This is a genomic window from Thorsellia kenyensis (assembly GCF_042432445.1).
Lineage (GTDB): Bacteria > Pseudomonadota > Gammaproteobacteria > Enterobacterales > Thorselliaceae > Thorsellia > Thorsellia kenyensis.
The window spans coordinates 190,639-209,218 of the sequence record NZ_JBHLXE010000013.1 but is presented as its reverse complement, the minus strand read 5'-3'; the positions used below and the strand labels follow the sequence as shown (position 1 = coordinate 209,218).

At 36.1% G+C, this 18,580-nt stretch carries 12 protein-coding genes, 2 tRNA genes and 1 pseudogene; 9 read left to right on the top strand and 6 right to left on the bottom strand.

Going from position 1 to position 18,580, the window contains the following annotated elements:
* Nucleotides 1-87 precede the first annotated feature (87 nt).
* Nucleotides 88-273, bottom strand: a complete 186-nt coding sequence (locus ACFFIT_RS01335) for a transposase (protein ID WP_385875656.1) — start codon at nt 271-273, stop codon at nt 88-90.
* A gap of 36 nt (nt 274-309) precedes the next feature.
* On the opposite strand from ACFFIT_RS01335, the gene tnpC reads away from it, so the two are divergent.
* Both tnpC and ACFFIT_RS01325 read left to right on the top strand, forming a co-directional pair.
* Complete coding sequence (tnpC, locus tag ACFFIT_RS01330; RefSeq protein WP_385875678.1) at nt 310-1,050, top strand: IS66 family transposase; 741 nt, start codon at nt 310-312, stop codon at nt 1,048-1,050.
* Nucleotides 971-1,255 (top strand): annotated as a pseudogene (locus ACFFIT_RS01325) (integrase core domain-containing protein); the annotation flags it as partial. The gene tnpC and the pseudogene ACFFIT_RS01325, both read left to right, overlap by 80 nt.
* Before the next feature lie 209 nt (nt 1,256-1,464).
* Here the strand turns inward: ACFFIT_RS01325 and leuD are convergent.
* The 5 genes from leuD to leuA form a co-directional block, all read right to left on the bottom strand.
* On the bottom strand, nt 1,465-2,073 hold the full coding sequence (gene leuD / locus ACFFIT_RS01320; protein WP_385875655.1) for a 3-isopropylmalate dehydratase small subunit: 609 nt from the start codon (nt 2,071-2,073) through the stop codon (nt 1,465-1,467).
* A gap of 188 nt (nt 2,074-2,261) precedes the next feature.
* Entirely contained in the window at nt 2,262-3,659 is a 1,398-nt protein-coding gene (gene leuC, locus ACFFIT_RS01315) for a 3-isopropylmalate dehydratase large subunit (RefSeq protein WP_385875653.1), read from the bottom strand.
* 148 nt (nt 3,660-3,807) lie between these two features.
* Nucleotides 3,808-4,899, bottom strand: coding sequence for a 3-isopropylmalate dehydrogenase (leuB, locus tag ACFFIT_RS01310; RefSeq protein ID WP_385875651.1), 1,092 nt, complete (start codon nt 4,897-4,899; stop codon nt 3,808-3,810).
* A 270-nt stretch (nt 4,900-5,169) separates the two neighbouring features.
* A complete protein-coding gene (locus ACFFIT_RS01305) occupies nt 5,170-5,793 on the bottom strand; it encodes a glutathione S-transferase family protein (protein ID WP_385875650.1) in 624 nt (207 codons plus the stop codon).
* A 203-nt stretch (nt 5,794-5,996) separates the two neighbouring features.
* On the bottom strand, nt 5,997-7,697 hold the full coding sequence (gene leuA, locus ACFFIT_RS01300) for a 2-isopropylmalate synthase (protein WP_385875648.1): 1,701 nt from the start codon (nt 7,695-7,697) through the stop codon (nt 5,997-5,999).
* Nucleotides 7,698-8,806: 1,109 nt separating this feature from the next.
* Between leuA and ACFFIT_RS01295 the strand changes: the two genes are divergently transcribed.
* The 7 genes from ACFFIT_RS01295 to ggt all read left to right on the top strand — a co-directional run bounded on the left by ACFFIT_RS01295 (nt 8,807) and on the right by ggt (nt 18,326).
* Entirely contained in the window at nt 8,807-11,536 is a 2,730-nt protein-coding gene (locus ACFFIT_RS01295) for an inverse autotransporter beta domain-containing protein (RefSeq protein WP_385875646.1), read from the top strand.
* Between the two features lie 17 nt (nt 11,537-11,553).
* Nucleotides 11,554-12,939 carry a hypothetical protein gene (locus tag ACFFIT_RS01290; RefSeq protein WP_385875644.1) on the top strand — a complete coding sequence of 462 codons (1,386 nt, stop codon included), beginning with the start codon at nt 11,554-11,556 and terminating at the stop codon, nt 12,937-12,939.
* A 227-nt stretch (nt 12,940-13,166) separates the two neighbouring features.
* Entirely contained in the window at nt 13,167-14,471 is a 1,305-nt protein-coding gene (locus ACFFIT_RS01285; protein WP_385875642.1) for a hypothetical protein, read from the top strand.
* Nucleotides 14,472-14,787: 316 nt separating this feature from the next.
* The gene (locus tag ACFFIT_RS01280; protein WP_385875640.1) at nt 14,788-15,978 is read left to right on the top strand and encodes a hypothetical protein; all 1,191 of its coding nucleotides are present in this window, start codon (nt 14,788-14,790) and stop codon (nt 15,976-15,978) included.
* A 101-nt stretch (nt 15,979-16,079) separates the two neighbouring features.
* Nucleotides 16,080-16,155, top strand: a tRNA-Ala gene (locus ACFFIT_RS01275).
* Between the two features lie 30 nt (nt 16,156-16,185).
* Nucleotides 16,186-16,261, top strand: a tRNA-Ala gene (locus ACFFIT_RS01270).
* A 388-nt stretch (nt 16,262-16,649) separates the two neighbouring features.
* On the top strand, nt 16,650-18,326 hold the full coding sequence (ggt, locus tag ACFFIT_RS01265) for a gamma-glutamyltransferase (protein ID WP_385875638.1): 1,677 nt from the start codon (nt 16,650-16,652) through the stop codon (nt 18,324-18,326).
* Nucleotides 18,327-18,580: the final 254 nt, after the last annotated feature.

Here is an 18,580-nt window from a genome sequence, read left to right as displayed (position 1 = left end):
TAAATGTTTGATAGTGGACAAAACAACTGTGTATATCAAGGGTATTGATGAAGAACATAGACATATCATTAGACTGCTAGGAGAACCCTACGAGTCAATATATAAGGAGGTTAAAAAATGACCATTTTTAACCTGAGAAATAATTATAAAATATAGTGCGGAAAGACAGATATTGAGTTCTTTGGCTACATCTTTCAGGGACCGGTCTCCTCTGTTATTAGCTAATTTAATTGCATTCATTTTAAATTCATCTGAAAATTTTGGGTTAGCCATATTTTTAAATCTCCTATTATTTAATGATAGTGTACTATAAAATTATTAACAACTATCCTAATTGATAGGGAGGGTAAACACGCCCAAAATATATTAAAAACCTTCAAGGGTAAACTTGTCGTGGACGATTACTCTGGCTATAAAGCCCTGTTTGATAAATATGAATCGATTATTGAAGCAGGTTGCTTTACCCATGTCCGCCGTAAGTTTGCAGAGATAGTTAAAGTCGCACCGTATCCATTAGCCCAATATTTTATCAATGAAAGTCCTAAACTCTATCAGATTGAGAATAAACTGAAGCATGTGACACCAGAACAAAGGAAACATGTGCGTAAGAAATTTGCTAAACCGATTCTTAAAAAGTTAAGAAAATGGTTAATAAAGACCTTATCCAAGACATTACCGAATACACTCTTTGCCAGAGCATTAAATCATGCCATTAATCGCTGGAAATCTTTAGAAGTCTACCTAAACGATGGCAATGTCCCTATCGATAATAATCATATCGAAATAAACATCAGACCTATTGCTTTAGGTAGAAAAAATTGGCTATTAGCAGGTTCATTTGCAGCTTCGCAGCTGATGACAAATATCATGAACCTACTTGCCACTGCAAGAGCAAATGGCATCGATCCAGAGAAATGGTTGCGAGAAACCTTAGCAGTGTTGCCAACTTGGAAATACAACGAGCTAGAATACAAACAAGCAATTTCGTCAGTTGCTCTGGAAATATCAAATCAAGCAGAGTCTATCAAGGCGAGGAAACTGTTGGGATAATAGCCCTATGGAGCGTTTCTTTAGGAGCCTTAAAACTGAATGGGTACCAAAGCTTGGCTATGATAATTTAACGGCAGCTCATCAAGATATAGTGAATTATATCGTAAAGTATTACAGTGGTCTCAGACCCCATAGTTATAACGGTGGCCTGACACCAAACAGATCAGAGCAATTATTTTGGGGAACCTCTAAGAAAGTGTCCTAAATTAGTTGACCAGTACTACAATCATTAGCCTCCACTGAATTTTTATCTAGTAGTCCTTAATTCATACAAGACTGAGCAAACCATTTTCATTTTTCCAGTCTGACTGGAAATATCAAGCCTCTTTACCTTACTTATTTATAGGGCGGATTATAGTCAGAATATAGTCTCCTGTTTTTGAGTAGTATAAGTTAAAAATGACTACAGGGAAATCATACTACTATATAAAACCGCTGTATATTATTTTCGTACTTTTCTATAGATGTTTTATGCTGAAGTGTTAGCCCTATGCTGTCTAGTCCATTTATCATACAATGTTTTCTAAAGTTATCGATAGTAAAGTTATAATTTTTATTGTTTGCTGTAACTGTCTGGTTTTCTAAATCTACGGTGATGTTTGCACCTTTATTATTTTGAACATAAGTAAAAAGTTCGTTGATCTCATCTTCAGTTAATACTACGGGCAAAATTTGACTATTAAAGCAGTTGCCATAAAAAATATCTGCAAAACTTGGTGCAATAATTACTTTAAAACCATAATCTGAAAGCGCCCAAGGTGCGTGCTCCCTTGAAGAACCACAACCAAAGTTTTCTCTAGCTAATAGGATTGTGGCTCCCTTGTACTCTGGGTAATTAAGAACAAATTCTGGATTAGGCTGGGTGCCCGCATCATCTAAAAAACGCCAGTCATGAAAAAGATGTTTTCCAAATCCTGTGCGTGTGACTTTTTGCAAAAATTGCTTCGGTATAATTGCATCAGTATCTACATTTGAAGCGTCCAAAGGGGCTACGAGACCTGTGTGTGTTGTGAATTTTGTCATGTGATTTTCCTTATATCTTATTTCGAGTCATAGCGTAATGAAAAAGTCCTTGTAGCTTTATAGCTGTTACTCATTTCAAGACTTTTAATTGTTTAGCATTAAACCATTAAAGAATGAAGCTTAATGCCATGTTTGGACAATTGGCTCGAATCTATATTATCGGTATAATTGTTAATAGGTATTTTACATTAAAGTGTTCTGACATCTACAAAATGACCAGATACTGCAGCAGCTGCAGCCATTGCTGGACTGACTAAATGTGTTCTTCCACCACGTCCTTGACGCCCTTCAAAGTTACGGTTGCTTGTTGAAGCGCAGCGTTCGCCAGGATTTAATCTGTCATTATTCATAGCTAAACACATAGAGCATCCTGGTAAACGCCATTCAAATCCTGCTTCAATGAAAATTTTATCTAAACCTTCTTCTTCAGCTTGTGCTTTAACTGGACCAGAACCTGGAACTACTAAGGCTTGAACATGACTTGCCACTTTACGGCCTTTGGCTACTTCAGCTGCTGCTCTTAAGTCTTCAATTCTTGAGTTAGTGCAAGAACCGATAAATACTTTATCAATTTTAACATCGGTTAAATTGATGCCTGCTTTTAAGTCCATATAATTAAGCGCTTTTTCAGCTGAGGCTTTTTCGACAGGATCGGAAAAGGATTCAGGCAAAGGAATCGTTTGATTGATGGCGATAACTTGACCAGGATTGGTACCCCATGTCACCTGTGGCGCAATGTCTTTAGCGTCAAGTGTTACTACCTTATCAAATACAGCACCTTCATCGGATTTTAATGTGCGCCAATAACTAACTGCTTCATCCCATAACTCGCCTTTAGGAGCGTATTGACGACCCTTAAGGTAATTGAATGTCGTGTCATCCGGTGCAATCAATCCTGCTTTAGCTCCCATTTCAATAGCCATGTTGCAAACGGTCATACGGCCTTCCATAGAAAGTGCTTCAATTGCTTCACCACAAAACTCAACCACGTATCCTGTACCGCCAGCACTGCCCGTTTTACCAATAATCGCAAGGACGATATCTTTTGCCGTAATGCCTTTGCCGACGTTTCCTTTTACTTCAATTTTCATGCTCTTAGTGCGTGATTGCTTAAGTGTTTGAGTGGCAAGCACATGTTCTACTTCAGATGTACCAATACCAAAGGCTAAAGCACCAAACGCACCATGAGTGGCAGTGTGTGAGTCACCGCATACAATTGTCATACCAGGCAAAGTTAATCCTTGTTCTGGACCCATTACGTGCACAATTCCTTGAAAAGGGTGGTTGATGTCATAAAGACTTATTCCAAACTCTTGACAGTTTTTCATAAGCTCCTGCATCTGTATTCTTGCCATGTCACCACTTGCATTGATATCTTTTGTTTGCGTTGAAACATTATGATCCATCGTGGCAAAGGTTTTTGATGGTTGACGAACTTTTCTATTCATGGCTCTTAGGCCATCAAAAGCTTGTGGGGATGTGACTTCATGCACAAGATGTCTATCAATATACAAAATAGGTGTTTCATTTGGTGTTTCGTGCACAACATGCGCATCAAACAATTTTTGATATAAGGTTTTTGCCATTTTTTCCTCTCTATACGCTAGGTGCTATGCGTAGTTTTTTTTATTTAATTTGCAATTAGAAGAGCTTAACTCTTTCTTTATCTTGAATTTAATTAGACTTAAAACTTCGTCATTGCTAGAGTTATCTTTAATATTGTAATTTTCAGTTTTAGTGGTGTGCTGTAATCATTTCAACAATTTTATCACCCATTTCACTTGTGCTCAGTGATAAACCTGAACCAGCTAAATCACGTGTAAAATGTCCCGCCTCTAAAGTGCGATTGACTGCTTTTTCTATAGCATTCGCAGCGTCGTCTAGGTGAAGGCTATAGCGAAGTAATAGTGCCAATGAAAGTATTTGTGCTACAGGATTTGCTATGTTTTGCCCAGCGATATCTGGCGCACTTCCACCTGCAGGTTCATATAACCCGAAGTGGCTTTCATTTAAACTCGCCGAGGGAAGTAGCCCCATAGAACCCGTTATCATGGCGCACTCATCAGATAGGATATCACCAAAAAGATTTGAGCACAGCATGACATCGAATTGACTTGGTGCTTTAACTAATTGCATCGCTGCATTGTCCACATACATATGACTTAACTCAACCTCAGGATACTGCTTAGCGATTTGTGAAACCACTTCACGCCATAATATAGAGCTTTGCAGCACATTTGCTTTATCAACAGATATCACGCGGCTTTGGCGTTTTTTTGCCGATTGAAACGCAATATGGGCAATACGTTCTATTTCAAAACGGTGATACACCTCTGTATCAAAAGCACGTTCATCTTGACCACTACCATCACGACCTTTAGGTTGACCAAAATAGATACCACCGGTAAGTTCTCTAACACAAAGGATATCAAATCCTTTTAGGGCAATATCATGGCGTAGCGGACAATGTGCCTCTAAGCCGGAATAAAGTCGAGCAGGGCGCAGGTTACAAAATAATTTAAAGTGTTTTCTTAGCGGGAGTAACGCACCACGTTCAGGTTGTTCATTTGGCGGCAGATTTTCCCATTTAGGACCACCGACAGAACCAAATAAAATTGCATCAGCAGCTTCGCAGCCCTCCAAAGTTGATTGAGGCAAAGGAGAACCGTGGTTGTCAATGGCAATACCGCCCACGTCATACGCTTGCGTAGTGATATTTAAATTAAAGCGTGATTTGACCGCATCAAGTACCTTTAACGCTTCCGCCATTACTTCAGGGCCGATACCATCTCCTGCTAATACTGCAATTTTATGTTGTGTCATCATTTATCCTTTTGCTTTTATAATATTGTCGTTCTAATTTGAGTTTTGTATTGATTTTTTTAAATCGTTATGGCATTAAAGCTTTATAATACTGCTATAGTTAGTTCTAAAGGTGCTTTAAGTGCTTTTTAAACTCGATAATTTTAATTCTACATTTATTTATTAATTAATTGGAACAGTCAAAAACTAAGACGTAAGCATTAGCCTTAATTTTAAATTCAGTTAAATATATTGCTATACAAGTAACGCTAAAAAACAATTAAAAGTTCCTGTCTACGGTGCGTTAGGTTTTGTTTTAGCAATTGAGACATGTTCGTCATTATGCTTATTATACCAATTTGCCAGATTAGGGTATTTGCTTACCCAGTCAAGCTCAGGGAGTCTAATAGATAAGTAATCTAATGCACAAATCAAGCTGATGGTGCCTATATCAAAACGCTTCATTAATGAGTTTGCTTTTGAATCAAAAGCACTTAGTCCTTTGTGAACTTTTTCTAGTTGACCTGTAACCCACTCATTCCACTGATATTGTTGAGGTCTAACTGCTTGCTCATAGCGAACTAATATCGTTGCATCCGTTATTCCATCAGCGAGCGAGGCATCAGTTAATATTTCCCACTTAAAAGAGGGGTGAGAATCATCTCCAAATAGTTTGGCTTGCCCTAGGTGGTTAAAATACTCACAGATAACACGACTATCATGTAAAACTTGGCCATTATCCAAGGTTAAGGTCGGAATTTGCCCCAGTGGGTTTTTTTCAACAATTGATTGATTTCTGTCAATTGGGTGAGCTAGTGAGCTTTCTAATGAAATTTTCTCAATAATACCCACATGGTGTGCTGTGATAACACATTTACGTGCAAAAGGGGAGAGAGCCGAAACTATTAATTGCATCATTTAATCCTCTGAGTAAAAAAATACGTGGATAATTAATCTATATTAAAAAATTATCAAATAAAAAGCTAGGTTAAAAGTCATTAAAATAAAAATCATTAAGTATAAAGCAATAGATACAACCCAGTAAAATACATCCAGTTGTAGGTAAGTCCAAAAAAGGAAAAATATTGATTTTTTTATATATTTTACTGGTGACTTAGTGACTAGTGATTTAAGCTTATCCAGTTTTTATCAATTGCTCTATTGAGTGCACTCATAATAGCTAAGTAGGAAGACTTAGAGCTATTTACATGCGTGCCTGCGCCAAATAATGTTCGATTACCTACCTGCATTTCTATATAAGAAACCGCACTAGCTTGTGCCCCTTGGCTTCTTGCATGTTCATTATAGTCAACAACATCAATATCTAAATTTAAAGATTGATTTATCGCTTTAACAAACGCAGCAATAGGTCCATTACCTGTCGTTTCTACCTCAATCGTTTGATTATTTGTTTTAAAAATCGCATGAATGGTTGTATTACCTTCATCATCTTCACCTAACATTTTATGTTGAAGCAATTCAACATGTTTAGGCGCATTGAAATAGGCTGCTTCAAAAATGCTGTATAATACGCCAGAGGTTAACTCTTTGCCCGTAGTATCGGCCTCTTTTTGTGCAATGCGGCTAAATTCTATTTGCAGACGTCTAGGCATTTCAATACCATGGTCTTGTTCTAGTAAGTAGGCTACGCCACCTTTACCTGATTGGCTATTTACTCTAATGACAGCTTCGTACGATCTGTCTAAATCTATTGGATCGATAGGCAAATAGGGTACCTGCCAGTATGCACCATTATTGGATTCGATATCTTTTTTGCGTTGTGATAATCCCTTTTTAATGGCATCTTGATGGGAACCAGAAAATGCGGTGAATACCAATTCACCAGCGTAAGGGTGTCTTGGATGAACTGGCAACTGAGTGCAATGCTCAACTTCACGAACAATTTTATTCATTTTAGTAAAGTCTAGTGTCGGATCGATACCCTGGGTATACAAATTAAGAGCAATAGTAATTAAATCCACATTGCCGGTTCGTTCTCCATGCCCAAATAGACAACCTTCAACCCTATCTCCGCCAGCCATAATAGCCAGTTCAGTCGCTGCAACAGCACATCCTCGGTCGTTATGGACATGAATACTGATGACAACACTTTCTCTTCTTGAAATGTGGCGGCAAAAGTACTCGATTTGATCTGCATAGACATTCGGAGTTGACATTTCAACAGTCGCAGGTAAGTTTAAGATGACTTTTTTCTGTGGGCTAGGTTGCCATACATCACAAACCGCTTCACATACTTCTATGGCAAAATCTAGTTCAGTGTCTGAAAATATTTCAGGAGAGTACTGAAATGACCAGTCTGTTTCTGGGTATTTTTTTGCTTCTTCTTTTATGAGCGTAGCTCCGTGGACAGCCAATGCTTTAATTTCTTCTTTTGATTTATTAAATACCACTTGACGAAATACAGGGGAGGTTGCGTTATAAACATGAACAATCGCTTGTTTACAGCCCTTTAAAGACTCAAATGTTCTGACTATTAAGTCTTCTCTAGCTTGCGTTAACACTTGTAAAACAACATCATCAGGCACGCGATTTTCTTCTATTAATCTTCTAACGAACTTAAATTCAGTTTCTGATGCAGAAGGGAAAGCAATTTCAATCTCTTTAAAACCGCATTCAACCAAAAGATCGAACATCCTCAATTTCTTTTCAATGCTCATGGGTTCAATGAGTGCTTGGTTACCATCACGAAGATCTGAACTTAAAAAGCGCGGTGCTCTATCAATCACTTTGTTAGGCCACTGCCTATCAGATAAAGCAATTACAGGGAATTGACGATATTTAGTTGCTGGATTACTTATCATAATATATATCCTTTTAGTGATCTGTGTGGTTAAATAGTTATATCCTAAAGTCTGTGTATTTAAACATTAACGCTGTTATTCAATTCGACAGTGATTTAGCCAAAAAAAAACCGCGCATTTGCGCGGTTTTTTTTACTCTATAGGATTAGATAAAAAATCTTTGCTCCATAGAATCACCGCGTAAACTAGTTACGAGTAGCAGAAGATTCAGGAGCAAAGTGAAGTTAGTCATAGTAATCCAAATTGAGTAAAATAAAAAAAGTTACATAATCTTGTAATCTTTATATCAGTTGTTTTTTGATATGTCAATACTTGTTGTCTAAAAAAGCCTTAATGGCTTTGCGTAAGTTCTCATGTGAAATGAGAAGAGAGGATCATTCAGTTATATGAATGAGGTTAAAAGCACTTCTGAAGAGTTTAATTGCTATCTTAAAGAAAACCTCTTAAAAATAACAAAGTTTCATGACACATTATTTATTAATGCTTCATTATTTCTTTTTTTTCAATAGGTTTTACATTTAGACATGATTTGCGAGGTTTATACTTTAACAAATAATCTAATTAAATAACTCAACTATTTATGTTATGCATTTAAAACCAATATATTCAAAACTCCAGCACACACTAAATGTTCTTTACTTTGTTTACTTACATTTTATACCAGATAGCCAATCTAAAAAAGTTCATGCTAAATCAGACTTATTCATACCTAAAATAGAATCATATAGAGGCTTAAACCAAATATCACTAAAAAAGAAAATCGCTATTTGTAAGGTTTTGTCTGATCTTTAGGTGTTATAACACAAGAATGCTTCATATTGTAAGCGATAGTAAAATTAGAATGCATGGGGTTAATTTATTGTAAATTAGTTACTTATATGTTTTTTTTTGCTACGTAACGGCTATAATTTGTCTAATAAACGAAAGAAAAAATAAGGTAATAAATATAGATGTAATTAATAATTAAGCAGTAAAAAAATACTTAAATACTTAAATACTTAAATACTTAAATACTTAAATGAATAATTAAAATAATTGGATTTTTAATGATTAATTACATTAAGTAGTTAGTTATTCTTATAATTATAATAGCCAGAGGAAAAATAAGAATGAAAAATGATATTTTAAAAAATGTCATCTTACAGCTGATTCTATTACTTTCATTATCCCTGGTAGCTAATGCAAATGCAGAGACCAACGACTCTACTCAGCATGAATTACAAGTAGTAGAAACTGTTGTATTAGACAAAGATATAACACTCTATCAGTTTGCCTTAACTCATCAATTAGATATTAATGATATCGTGGCGCTTAATCCAACAGTAAAAGCAAATGATGTTATTAATGCAGGTAAAAAATTAAATTTACCTAAAAAAATTACTAAGACAACTATACCAAATAAAGAAGAAATCACCGCTTTGCCAGCGCTGGGTCACGCCTCTTTAGCGTCAGAAAATGAAGAAATCGTGCAGGTAGGCGCCATTGCGGTGTCATCAATTCCGGGTAGTCAACTCGTTACTGGAACAGGAGAAGAGAATCTTGCTAATGCTGCTGTGTTTGTTGGAAACCAAGAGTGGGAAAATCTTAATACCGAACAAATCGTTGATGACATCAAACAGCAAGCAGAAAATAAGGCAATTAATACTATCGTTGGTGGTGTAAATCAACAAATCAATACCAAAGCGTCTGATTTTTTAGGTCGTTTCGGTAAAGCTCAGGTGAATATATCTTTAGATAAAGAAGGTAAATTATCCAGTTATGATGTGCAGTTACTTTCGCCTCTTTACGATGAAAGTGAATCTTTAATTTTTTCGCAAGCAGGAGTACATGAACAAGGTTCAGGAGATAATGCCCGTTTAATTGGTAATTTTGGATTAGGTTACCGTTATGAATCAACTGATTGGTTAGCTGGTGCAAATGCTTTTATCGATCATGATTTTACTGGAAATAATACACGTCTAGGTTTAGGCGCTGAATATTGGACAGACAACTTTAAATTAGCGGCCAATACCTACTCACCTTTATCGAATTGGAAAGAGTCTGAAGTCATGAAAAGTTACGAGCAACTCATCTATGATGAAAGGCCAGCTAAGGGATTTGATGTGCGAGCACAGGCGTATTTACCTAACTATCCACAGTTAGGAGGTAGTTTAGTATTTGAGCAATATTTTGGGGACGATGTTGATTTATTTGGTATGGAAAATAGACAAAAAGATCCTTATAGCTTGAGTGTCGGTGTTGACTATATGCCTGTCCCTTTAGTCAAAACTGAACTCACACATAAAATGGGGAAATCAGGTATAGATGATACTAAACTAGACTTATCTTTAAATCTGCAATTAGGGACACCGCTAGAAGAGCAACTTAATCCTGATAATGTTGCTGTAGCAAGAAGTTTAAAAGGTAGCCGTTATGATATGGTCGATAGAAACTATGATATTGTTTTTGAATATCAAAAAGAAGATTTTAGTTTAGAAATAAACGGTACTAATGAAGCGAGTAAAGGTGAGTTGGTGACTGTAAATGCTATAGTGAGCTCTCGCTCCCCGATTATCAGCTATGAATGGTTTGTTAAAGATGAGTTTGGAAATGATTTAAGTAACACAACAGGGATGAGTGCATTTTTGGGAAAACAAAATACACCCAATATCACATTTGATATGGGAATCCAAGATTTACACATTACTGTAAAAGTGACAACTGAAAGAGGTTTTACAGCGATATCTAAAGTACATGTGGTGAAATACAAATCATCTAACACAACCTCCACGTTAACGAGCTCATTTGCAGAGGTTATTGATTTTAGCGAGTTGGATTTTCTATCGTCTGTAGATGCTGTAAGTGAATTAGAGTCTTTAGATATGAAAAATAAAGCAGTATCGATATTTACAGCGATTGACTCAGAAGGTAAGCCATTTAATGTCAGTGAAATTAATTCCACCGAAATTAAATGGAGAATAAGAGGCGAAGAAAAATTTAAGGAAATTGAAGACAATGATCCAGTTAAATTCTTCGTTCAACCTGGTGATGATGATTCTAAACTTAAAATTATTGCGATTGGAGATATTAGTTTGATCCCAACTAGCGGAACTCGTGCCGTAGAAATTGTTGTGATTTCCACAGTAAATCCAGAAATTAGTGCAAATGCAGTTATCGAATTTAGCCGAAAGGACGATAAATTGGAAGAGCTAGGCATCGATTTGCAAAATATGAAAATTCAGATTATTGCATTGCCTAATGGAGGCAATACTTACTCTACGCTTGAGGATGTCGTCTCTGAAAGTGGACTTAGAAATGGAGTTGCAATAAATACTACGACTCGAGATATTAAACCAAACACGAAGTATCGTGCAATGATTAAAACATTTAAAGACACGGGCAATGGAGTAAAAGATTGGGTTGATGTTACAGAGTATTTTGTAAAAAGTATGGTCTGGTTATATTGGGATCCTTATACGAGTACTGAAGTAACGGCGATTAATAATTTAGCTGAATTAAAACTAGGGAATGAATTACGCAGATATCGTGCTTTAGAAGAGTGCCGTTCGTCGCCTATTTTCTTCACTCAAACAAATAATTATGTATTTAATGAATTGGGGTGGGGTGAAATATTAGATATTAACAACAGCCAAGCTGAAGAAAAAAGAATCGTTACTGAGCAAGGGTTGCGTTTGGCCGTGCAATTTGATTTTACAGCGATTAATGAAGCTAACCCGGTAATTAAAGAGTGTATTCCTGACCAAAAATATGAATCAGAAACTGACTATGCAGGTTATGTGAGTAATACCTCAGGAGATAAAGTAATTCCCAAAGCTGTCTCTTGGAGCAGTGCAGAATAATAAAGGATTAAATCATCATGCTAGCAAAAATGCGTTTGAAGCGAAATAAAGTATTTGCAGTAATCGCTCTGGTATGGGGGGCAGGCAGTTCTTACTATGTTTTTGCTGATGAACCTGATAATTTTCAGTTAAAAGTAATAGAACGTTATCAAGATAAACTGCCTGCAGATATATTAAATAAATATCAGCAAGGTGTCTTTGATTTATCTAACGAAACGTCCACATTTGTTTCTGTTGCAACTAAAAGTATGATAGGGACCTCACCAGGTGTCAGAACAATTGCGACGGTGAATAACGATCTTGGTGAGCTTAGAGCATGCTCTACCGTCACCATCAATTATCAAATTATTGATATTGATGGTGATTGGGATTCTGATAAAACTTATGATAACGTGCCTGATGGGGAAGGGGGGACTTATATTCACAATAAAACAAGTGATACTATTGAGTGGAGTATTAAATTACAAACTGGTTATGGTGAAATTATAGTTCCATTGGTGGGCACTGAGTTCATAAGTTTAATCAGTAATGATAAATTAGAATTAAAAATTCCAGAAACAATAAATGTGGATGGAACAGAGTATTCGACTATTGGATCTTCTATAATTTATCAACTTATTCCTCATACAATGATAGGCAGTAATCCTTTTTATCCTGCTGCTTATGATTATGTTGTCGTAGATGATTTGACGCAAGGTAAATTTTTAATGCCAGGAGAGGCGAGCGGCGCTAACGCGACCTATATTACCTCTAATCAAATTCTTAATGATGTTAAAGATATCGAAGTCGATACCCAAACGAAGTTAAATAATCAACATTATTTAACGTTTCCAGGACTACCGAATCCAGACGTCATTGAGAATAGAAGTTTTATTTTAAATAATGTGATTAAGTCAGGCGACCCAAATGACTGTTTGGTCCAAGAAAAAACGGTGGAAGTTGAAATTTATGAAGCTGCCGACCCTAAAAAAGTCAATGTGATTCAGCCTGGTGCTTGGAGTGGCAGACCGACTATTTTTGTTAAAAATCGTTATCAAGCAGAAATCAGAGTCAAAGATAAAAATGGCAATAAAAGAAAATTAACCCGTAAAGAATTTGAAAATATTCAGAATCCGTTTACTTGGAATGTCTATTACACGACTGATTCGGGTAATTGTTCTGTTTCTGATGAAAATGCGAAGATTGAGGGATGTTTATCAAAAGAAGCTTTCAATATTGCAACCGAAGAATTTGATCAGACTCGATTTGGCGCTGTGTTTGTTAAAGAGGATGGTATTGATGTACTTGATTATGCTTGGATTGATTTACAAAAAGTAAACCAAGATGACCTATTAAAAAATAAAAGTGAAGAAGGTTCAGAGCAGGGGGCTATTTTATCGGTAAGTTTTGCGCATGAATCTTAAATCTGTCATCAATAATAACATTAATTTACATATTGAATGATTTAGATTACATAATACTACCAAAAATGACTGAAAGTATATGTTTAATTTAGTAATATATAGTAAGTAAGTTCCAAAAAGTTCATTAGAATGAAATTTTAGCCAGTATTTAATTTAAAAATTAATAAATTCCACTAATTAACAGCAAAACAAAGTAATTCACTCTTATCCATTATTAAAGGAAAAATATGAGAAACCTAAACAAAAATCAATTTTTAAAGCGTACACTAGTTGCTATAGCTCTGAGCTCTGCACTTTTTGGAACTACGACTTACGCGGCTATTAAACCATTTGAGTCTGAAAAAACAAAACAAATCAATGGTTTTCAGCCGATTATTCCATCGATTGGTGCGGCGATTACTAAAAAAAACCAAACAATTCCGTATGCTGCAAAGTCTAATAGCGATGTGAAAACTGTAGTTGAAGTAGGGGATACACTTTACGTCCCGGTTGGTATTTTGCAAGCTACACGTGAACAATATAAAGATGCCTTAAAAGATGCTGGTATATTTGAATTTAAAGATCTAGATAATGATGAAGCATATGAAGGCGGCAAATATCAGATACAGTCTTCTTTAACACCAAAAGTTGGTGCTAAATCAATGGATGTGCTTGTAGAATGGTACGCTATGCCCAAAAATGCCACAAGTTTAGAACAAGGAACCGTTGTGGCTAGAGAAGTAACAGCTTCTGATTTCGGTGTGCCTTATGAAGTTCAACCAACAGATGCCGGTAAAAAAATTGGTTTTAGGGTGACTCCTGTGACAGTAAGAGGTATTCCAAATGTTGGTGTTCCTCTTGATGTACTAGATGTTTCTTTATTAGGAGGGCAAGAGTACCCTGAAGTTCCTGAACAGCCAGGAGTACCTGATCCAGAAACACCACCTACGAATATACCAAATAATGAACTGCCAAAAGTAGATAATCCAAATATAGGTGGCGGTGGTATCGTACAAAATCCATATGCTAAATATCGTGTTGTGATAGTCAACAAGGCTGGGGAAGTTATGAGGAATGATGCAACAGCTAAAATCCCTTATGTAAATAGTGAATATAGTGTTAAAATTGAGAAGATCATGCAAAAGACAGATGGAACGCTTGATTTAGTAAATGATAAAGCACAATATAGAGACTTAACCCCTGCAGAATCAGCTGAATTGCAAAACAATATTGTTTGGCAGTTATATGAAGGTGACACTTTAGTAGTTAATACTGGTATATCAGATGCTGCATTTGGTGATACTACTGAATTAGCAGAATTAAAAGAAGATGCAACATTCACAGTACTCAACCCAACTGACACTGACATCAATACACGTCTATTAAATGGTACATTAACCTTTAAAACGCAGCTTAGTAATGATGAAGCATTAATTAAAGACAGTGAAGAAGGATCTGAGCAAGGTTTAACATTAAAAGCTATCTTAGTTGCTGATGATGAACTTTACGAGTTGACTCCTTCAACACCTTCAACACCTGATGTTGCGGAGTAATTTTAAATTGCAATAATAATATTAGGTTCTTAGATTAAACAGTTAAAATCAGCTTATTTGGGCGGTTTTAACAAAAAGGATTAATTAAAGTATACCTAAATTAAAATTTTTAATCGAAGTATAATGTATAGTAAGGGCATTTGTTATTTCAAAAATGCCCTTATTTGCGTAAGTATTACTCTGTAGCGATATAAAATCGTCTAGCCTATTCAAGAGGTAATATTCAACTTAATATAAAGAAGGTTGAACTTCAAAAAAACGCTGATCCAATAAAGAGGTATACAGCTATTTATTTCATAATGAGACATTACCAACAATGAATCCATATACTAAAATAATTTCAATTGGCTTAGTTCTTTTGTTTGCTTTTTCATCTACACAAACCTTTGCACTCAATAAGATTGAAAAAGAAGTCGGGCAACCAATCGTTGGTTTTATGCCCTTTTTTCGTTCTATTGGCTCTGAGGTTATTGAAAGCAGCAATGTTATAACAAGTGAAGGGAAAGCAACAAAAGCTATAGCGGTTGGAGCTAAAATTCAAGTGCCATCGCATTTATACCAGTATAAAGATACTTCCCCGAGTCCATTGTTTGATATATGGGATAAAGATATTGATGTCTTTGCTGCTAGCGGCAACACCATTATCCAAAATATACCAATGGAGCCATCTAAGCTGACCCAATTACGTTGGTTTATTATAGAAGCGCAGCCTGGGTATAAGTTTGCAGATGAAAGCGATAAAGAAGGGGAAGTTATTGAATTTTGGACAGATGAAACTATCAGGGAAGTCAAAGAAATTACTGATACCCAGTTTGTTGATTATACTGCCGACAATAAAAATAGTAAGGTGCTTATTGTCCCTGAAGCAGCAATTGGTTATCGAATAGGTTTTTGGATATTACCAGAAACTGAAAATGGAGTACCAAGCACAGGTAAATTAGTTAAGGTATTTGATTTAGGAAAATTTTTCTCACAGCCTGAGCACGTCAATCCAGGACCAGCGGTACCTGATATGGACGAAAAATGTATTGAAAAATTATGTGGTTCACCTAAAAACGACAATCCTAACGGCGGCGGCGGAGTTGTACCGGGTGATGAATGGATTGTTAATATTTACGATGAGGAAACCAATAAAATTTTGGATGCAACTTCACAGTTAAAAGTTAATCATAACTACTATGCTACGATTCGTATTAGAGATAAGAAAAACCTTACCAATTTATCCGAAGCATATCGTGACCCTACACCTGGAGAGTTATTAACATTAAATTGGTATGTTTATGATTTGACTTCGGGTGAACCTAAAGCTTCATATAAAGCGACTGATCCGAACAGTCGAGTTAATAATGACGCAGGTACAGTTACTATTGGTGGAGAAACTTTTAAAAAGTACGCATTTAAAACACAAGAAGTTAATAGTGATGCTGCTGCAGAGCTTCAAATTCTTGGACCTAACTATTCTGAGCAAGGATTTGGATTAGGAATTCAACTCACAATTATTCCGTAAGTGCCGTTTTTTGCTGAAATTTACAGCTAAAAGATAACCATGATTCAAAGAGAATTGACTTTTTTCTCATGGTTATCTATCATAGTAAGACTTTTGGTGATGGGGTTATAGCTCAGCTGGGAGAGCGCTTGCATGGCATGCAAGAGGTCGGCGGTTCGATCCCGCCTAGCTCCACCAAAAATGTTTTCCTTCGTTACTCTTATTTTTGGGGTTATAGCTCAGCTGGGAGAGCGCTTGCATGGCATGCAAGAGGTCGGCGGTTCGATCCCGCCTAGCTCCACCACCATGTTTATGGTGTGAATAACATTTAACTTATTTCTTTATCTTTTTTTTAGCATTTCTACTTCCTAAAAGTATACTTTCATCACAAATTAGTGATAATCTTTTCTATCTATTACGTTAAGAATTGACTCTAATGCATTCTCCTTTCATACTCATTTTGTTGTTATATTTTAATAGGTACTTTGTTTTTGGATTAGATAAGCTCTTAAAAAGGGTTTCTCAATACATAATGGCAAGGTATTTTACTTCCTAACCGTATTTCACCATACTTTTTTTCATTAGGATATTGTGATTGAGGCTTTATCTTAAACTTTTTAAGTTTAAGAGCTCATAAGTTTTAATGAGGTGGGATTTATGGTAAAAAATTAAATTAGCACAATGAGGGATGTATGAGAAAATTTTATAAATGGGCAAAATTTGGCATGCTAATCAGTATTACTACTGCGGTAGCCTTACCTACAATGGCTCAATCTCCAGCCGCAGTAGCTTCGGCAGATGCTTATGCAAGTAAAGTAGCTCAAGAAGTTTTACTTAAGGGAGGAAATGCAGTAGATGCCGCTGTAGCAACCGCTTTTACTCTTGCTGTCACTTACCCTGAAGCAGGCAATATTGGAGGTGGCGGTTTTATGCTGATTTACTTTAAAGGTGAACCCTATTTTTTAGACTATAGAGAAGTCGCTCCAATCGCGGCAACAGCAAATATGTATTTAGATGACTCTGGTGAAGTAATTGAAAATATGAGCCTTGTCGGTATTAAAGCAGCAGGAGTACCAGGCACAGTACTAGGTTTATGGGAAGCGCATCAAAAATTTGGCGTATTACCATGGGAAGATTTAGTATCTCCTGCTATAGCTTATGCAGAGCATGGTTTTGTTGTTGGAAACCAACTATCTTTATATGGGGATGCAGCGCGCGAATCTTTTGCAGGTAAAACCAATTTTGAACAACATTTCAGTGGCTTGCAATCAGGTCTTATTTTTAAACAACCAGAATTAGCCCAAACGTTACAGAGAATTGCAAAAAATGGTGCAGATGAATTCTATAGGGGGCATACAGCTGAGCTATTAATAGAACAAATGCAAAGGGATGGTGGAATTATTACTAAAGAAGATCTCGATGCTTATGAGGTGAAATGGCGCACCCCCATAAACTTTACATGGAGAGGAAAAGAGGTTCTTACTGCTCCACCTCCAAGCTCTGGTGGAATAGCTTTAGCCCAATTACTAATGATGCAAGAGCAACACATTAATAAGATAAAAAACTATTCGTTAAATTCGGTTCCACATATTCATTTTATGGCTGAATTAGAAAAAAGGGTCTATGCTGACAGAGCTGAGTACTTAGGGGATCCTGATTTTTATCAAGTGCCAGTTGAAAAGCTTATAGATGAGAGTTATATTCAAAAAAGAGCTGGTGAAGTGAATTTTGATAAAATATCAGAGACTGAAGAGATCAAACCAGGTCTTGAAAATCATCAAACTACCCACTTTTCCATACTTGATTTTGAGGGGAATGCAGTAAGTAATACTTATACCCTAAATTATGATTTCGGTAATGGCGTTGTCGTTGAAGGTGCTGGTTTTCTTCTGAATAATGAGATGGATGATTTTAGTGCTAAACCTGGCGTAATGAATATATATGGCGTTGTAGGAGGAGATGCAAATGCAATAGCTCCACAAAAACGTATGTTATCCTCGATGACGCCAACGATTGTTGTAGATAATGGTGAAGTTGCGTTAGTTGTTGGTACCCCTGGTGGTTCAAGAATAATAACTTCTGTTTTTCAAGTGCTTAGTAATGTGTTTGTTTTTGAAATGCCACTTGATAAAGCGGTCAATGCTCAGCGTGTTCATCACCAGTTATTACCGAAAGATACCATTTTTTATGATGCTTATGCGCCTATTGATGACCAACAAGCGAAGGGCTTAGCTGCTATGGGTTATCAGTTAGAAGATCAAGGTTGGAATATGGGAGACATTCAAGCCATATTATCGCGTAATGGACAAGTACATGCGGTGTCTGATGCGAGAGGCCGAGGTAAATCATTAGTTATAATAAGAGAGTAACATCCTAAGTAACTCCCTTAGTATTTTTACTAATAAATGTTCAGTTTATGTTAAAGAACCACTACTTTTGAATCTTAGCGAGTAGTGGTTTTTTTATATCACTAAAATAAACATATTAACAATAAGCTAATATACAACTTAAATCATAGTCCTATTAAGCTTTTAAAAAATATTTGTGTGTCAGTATCTAGTAGAGGAGTGAACGAATTTTTGTAATTTTATGCAATCATAAAACTTGATCATTGATTGGATTT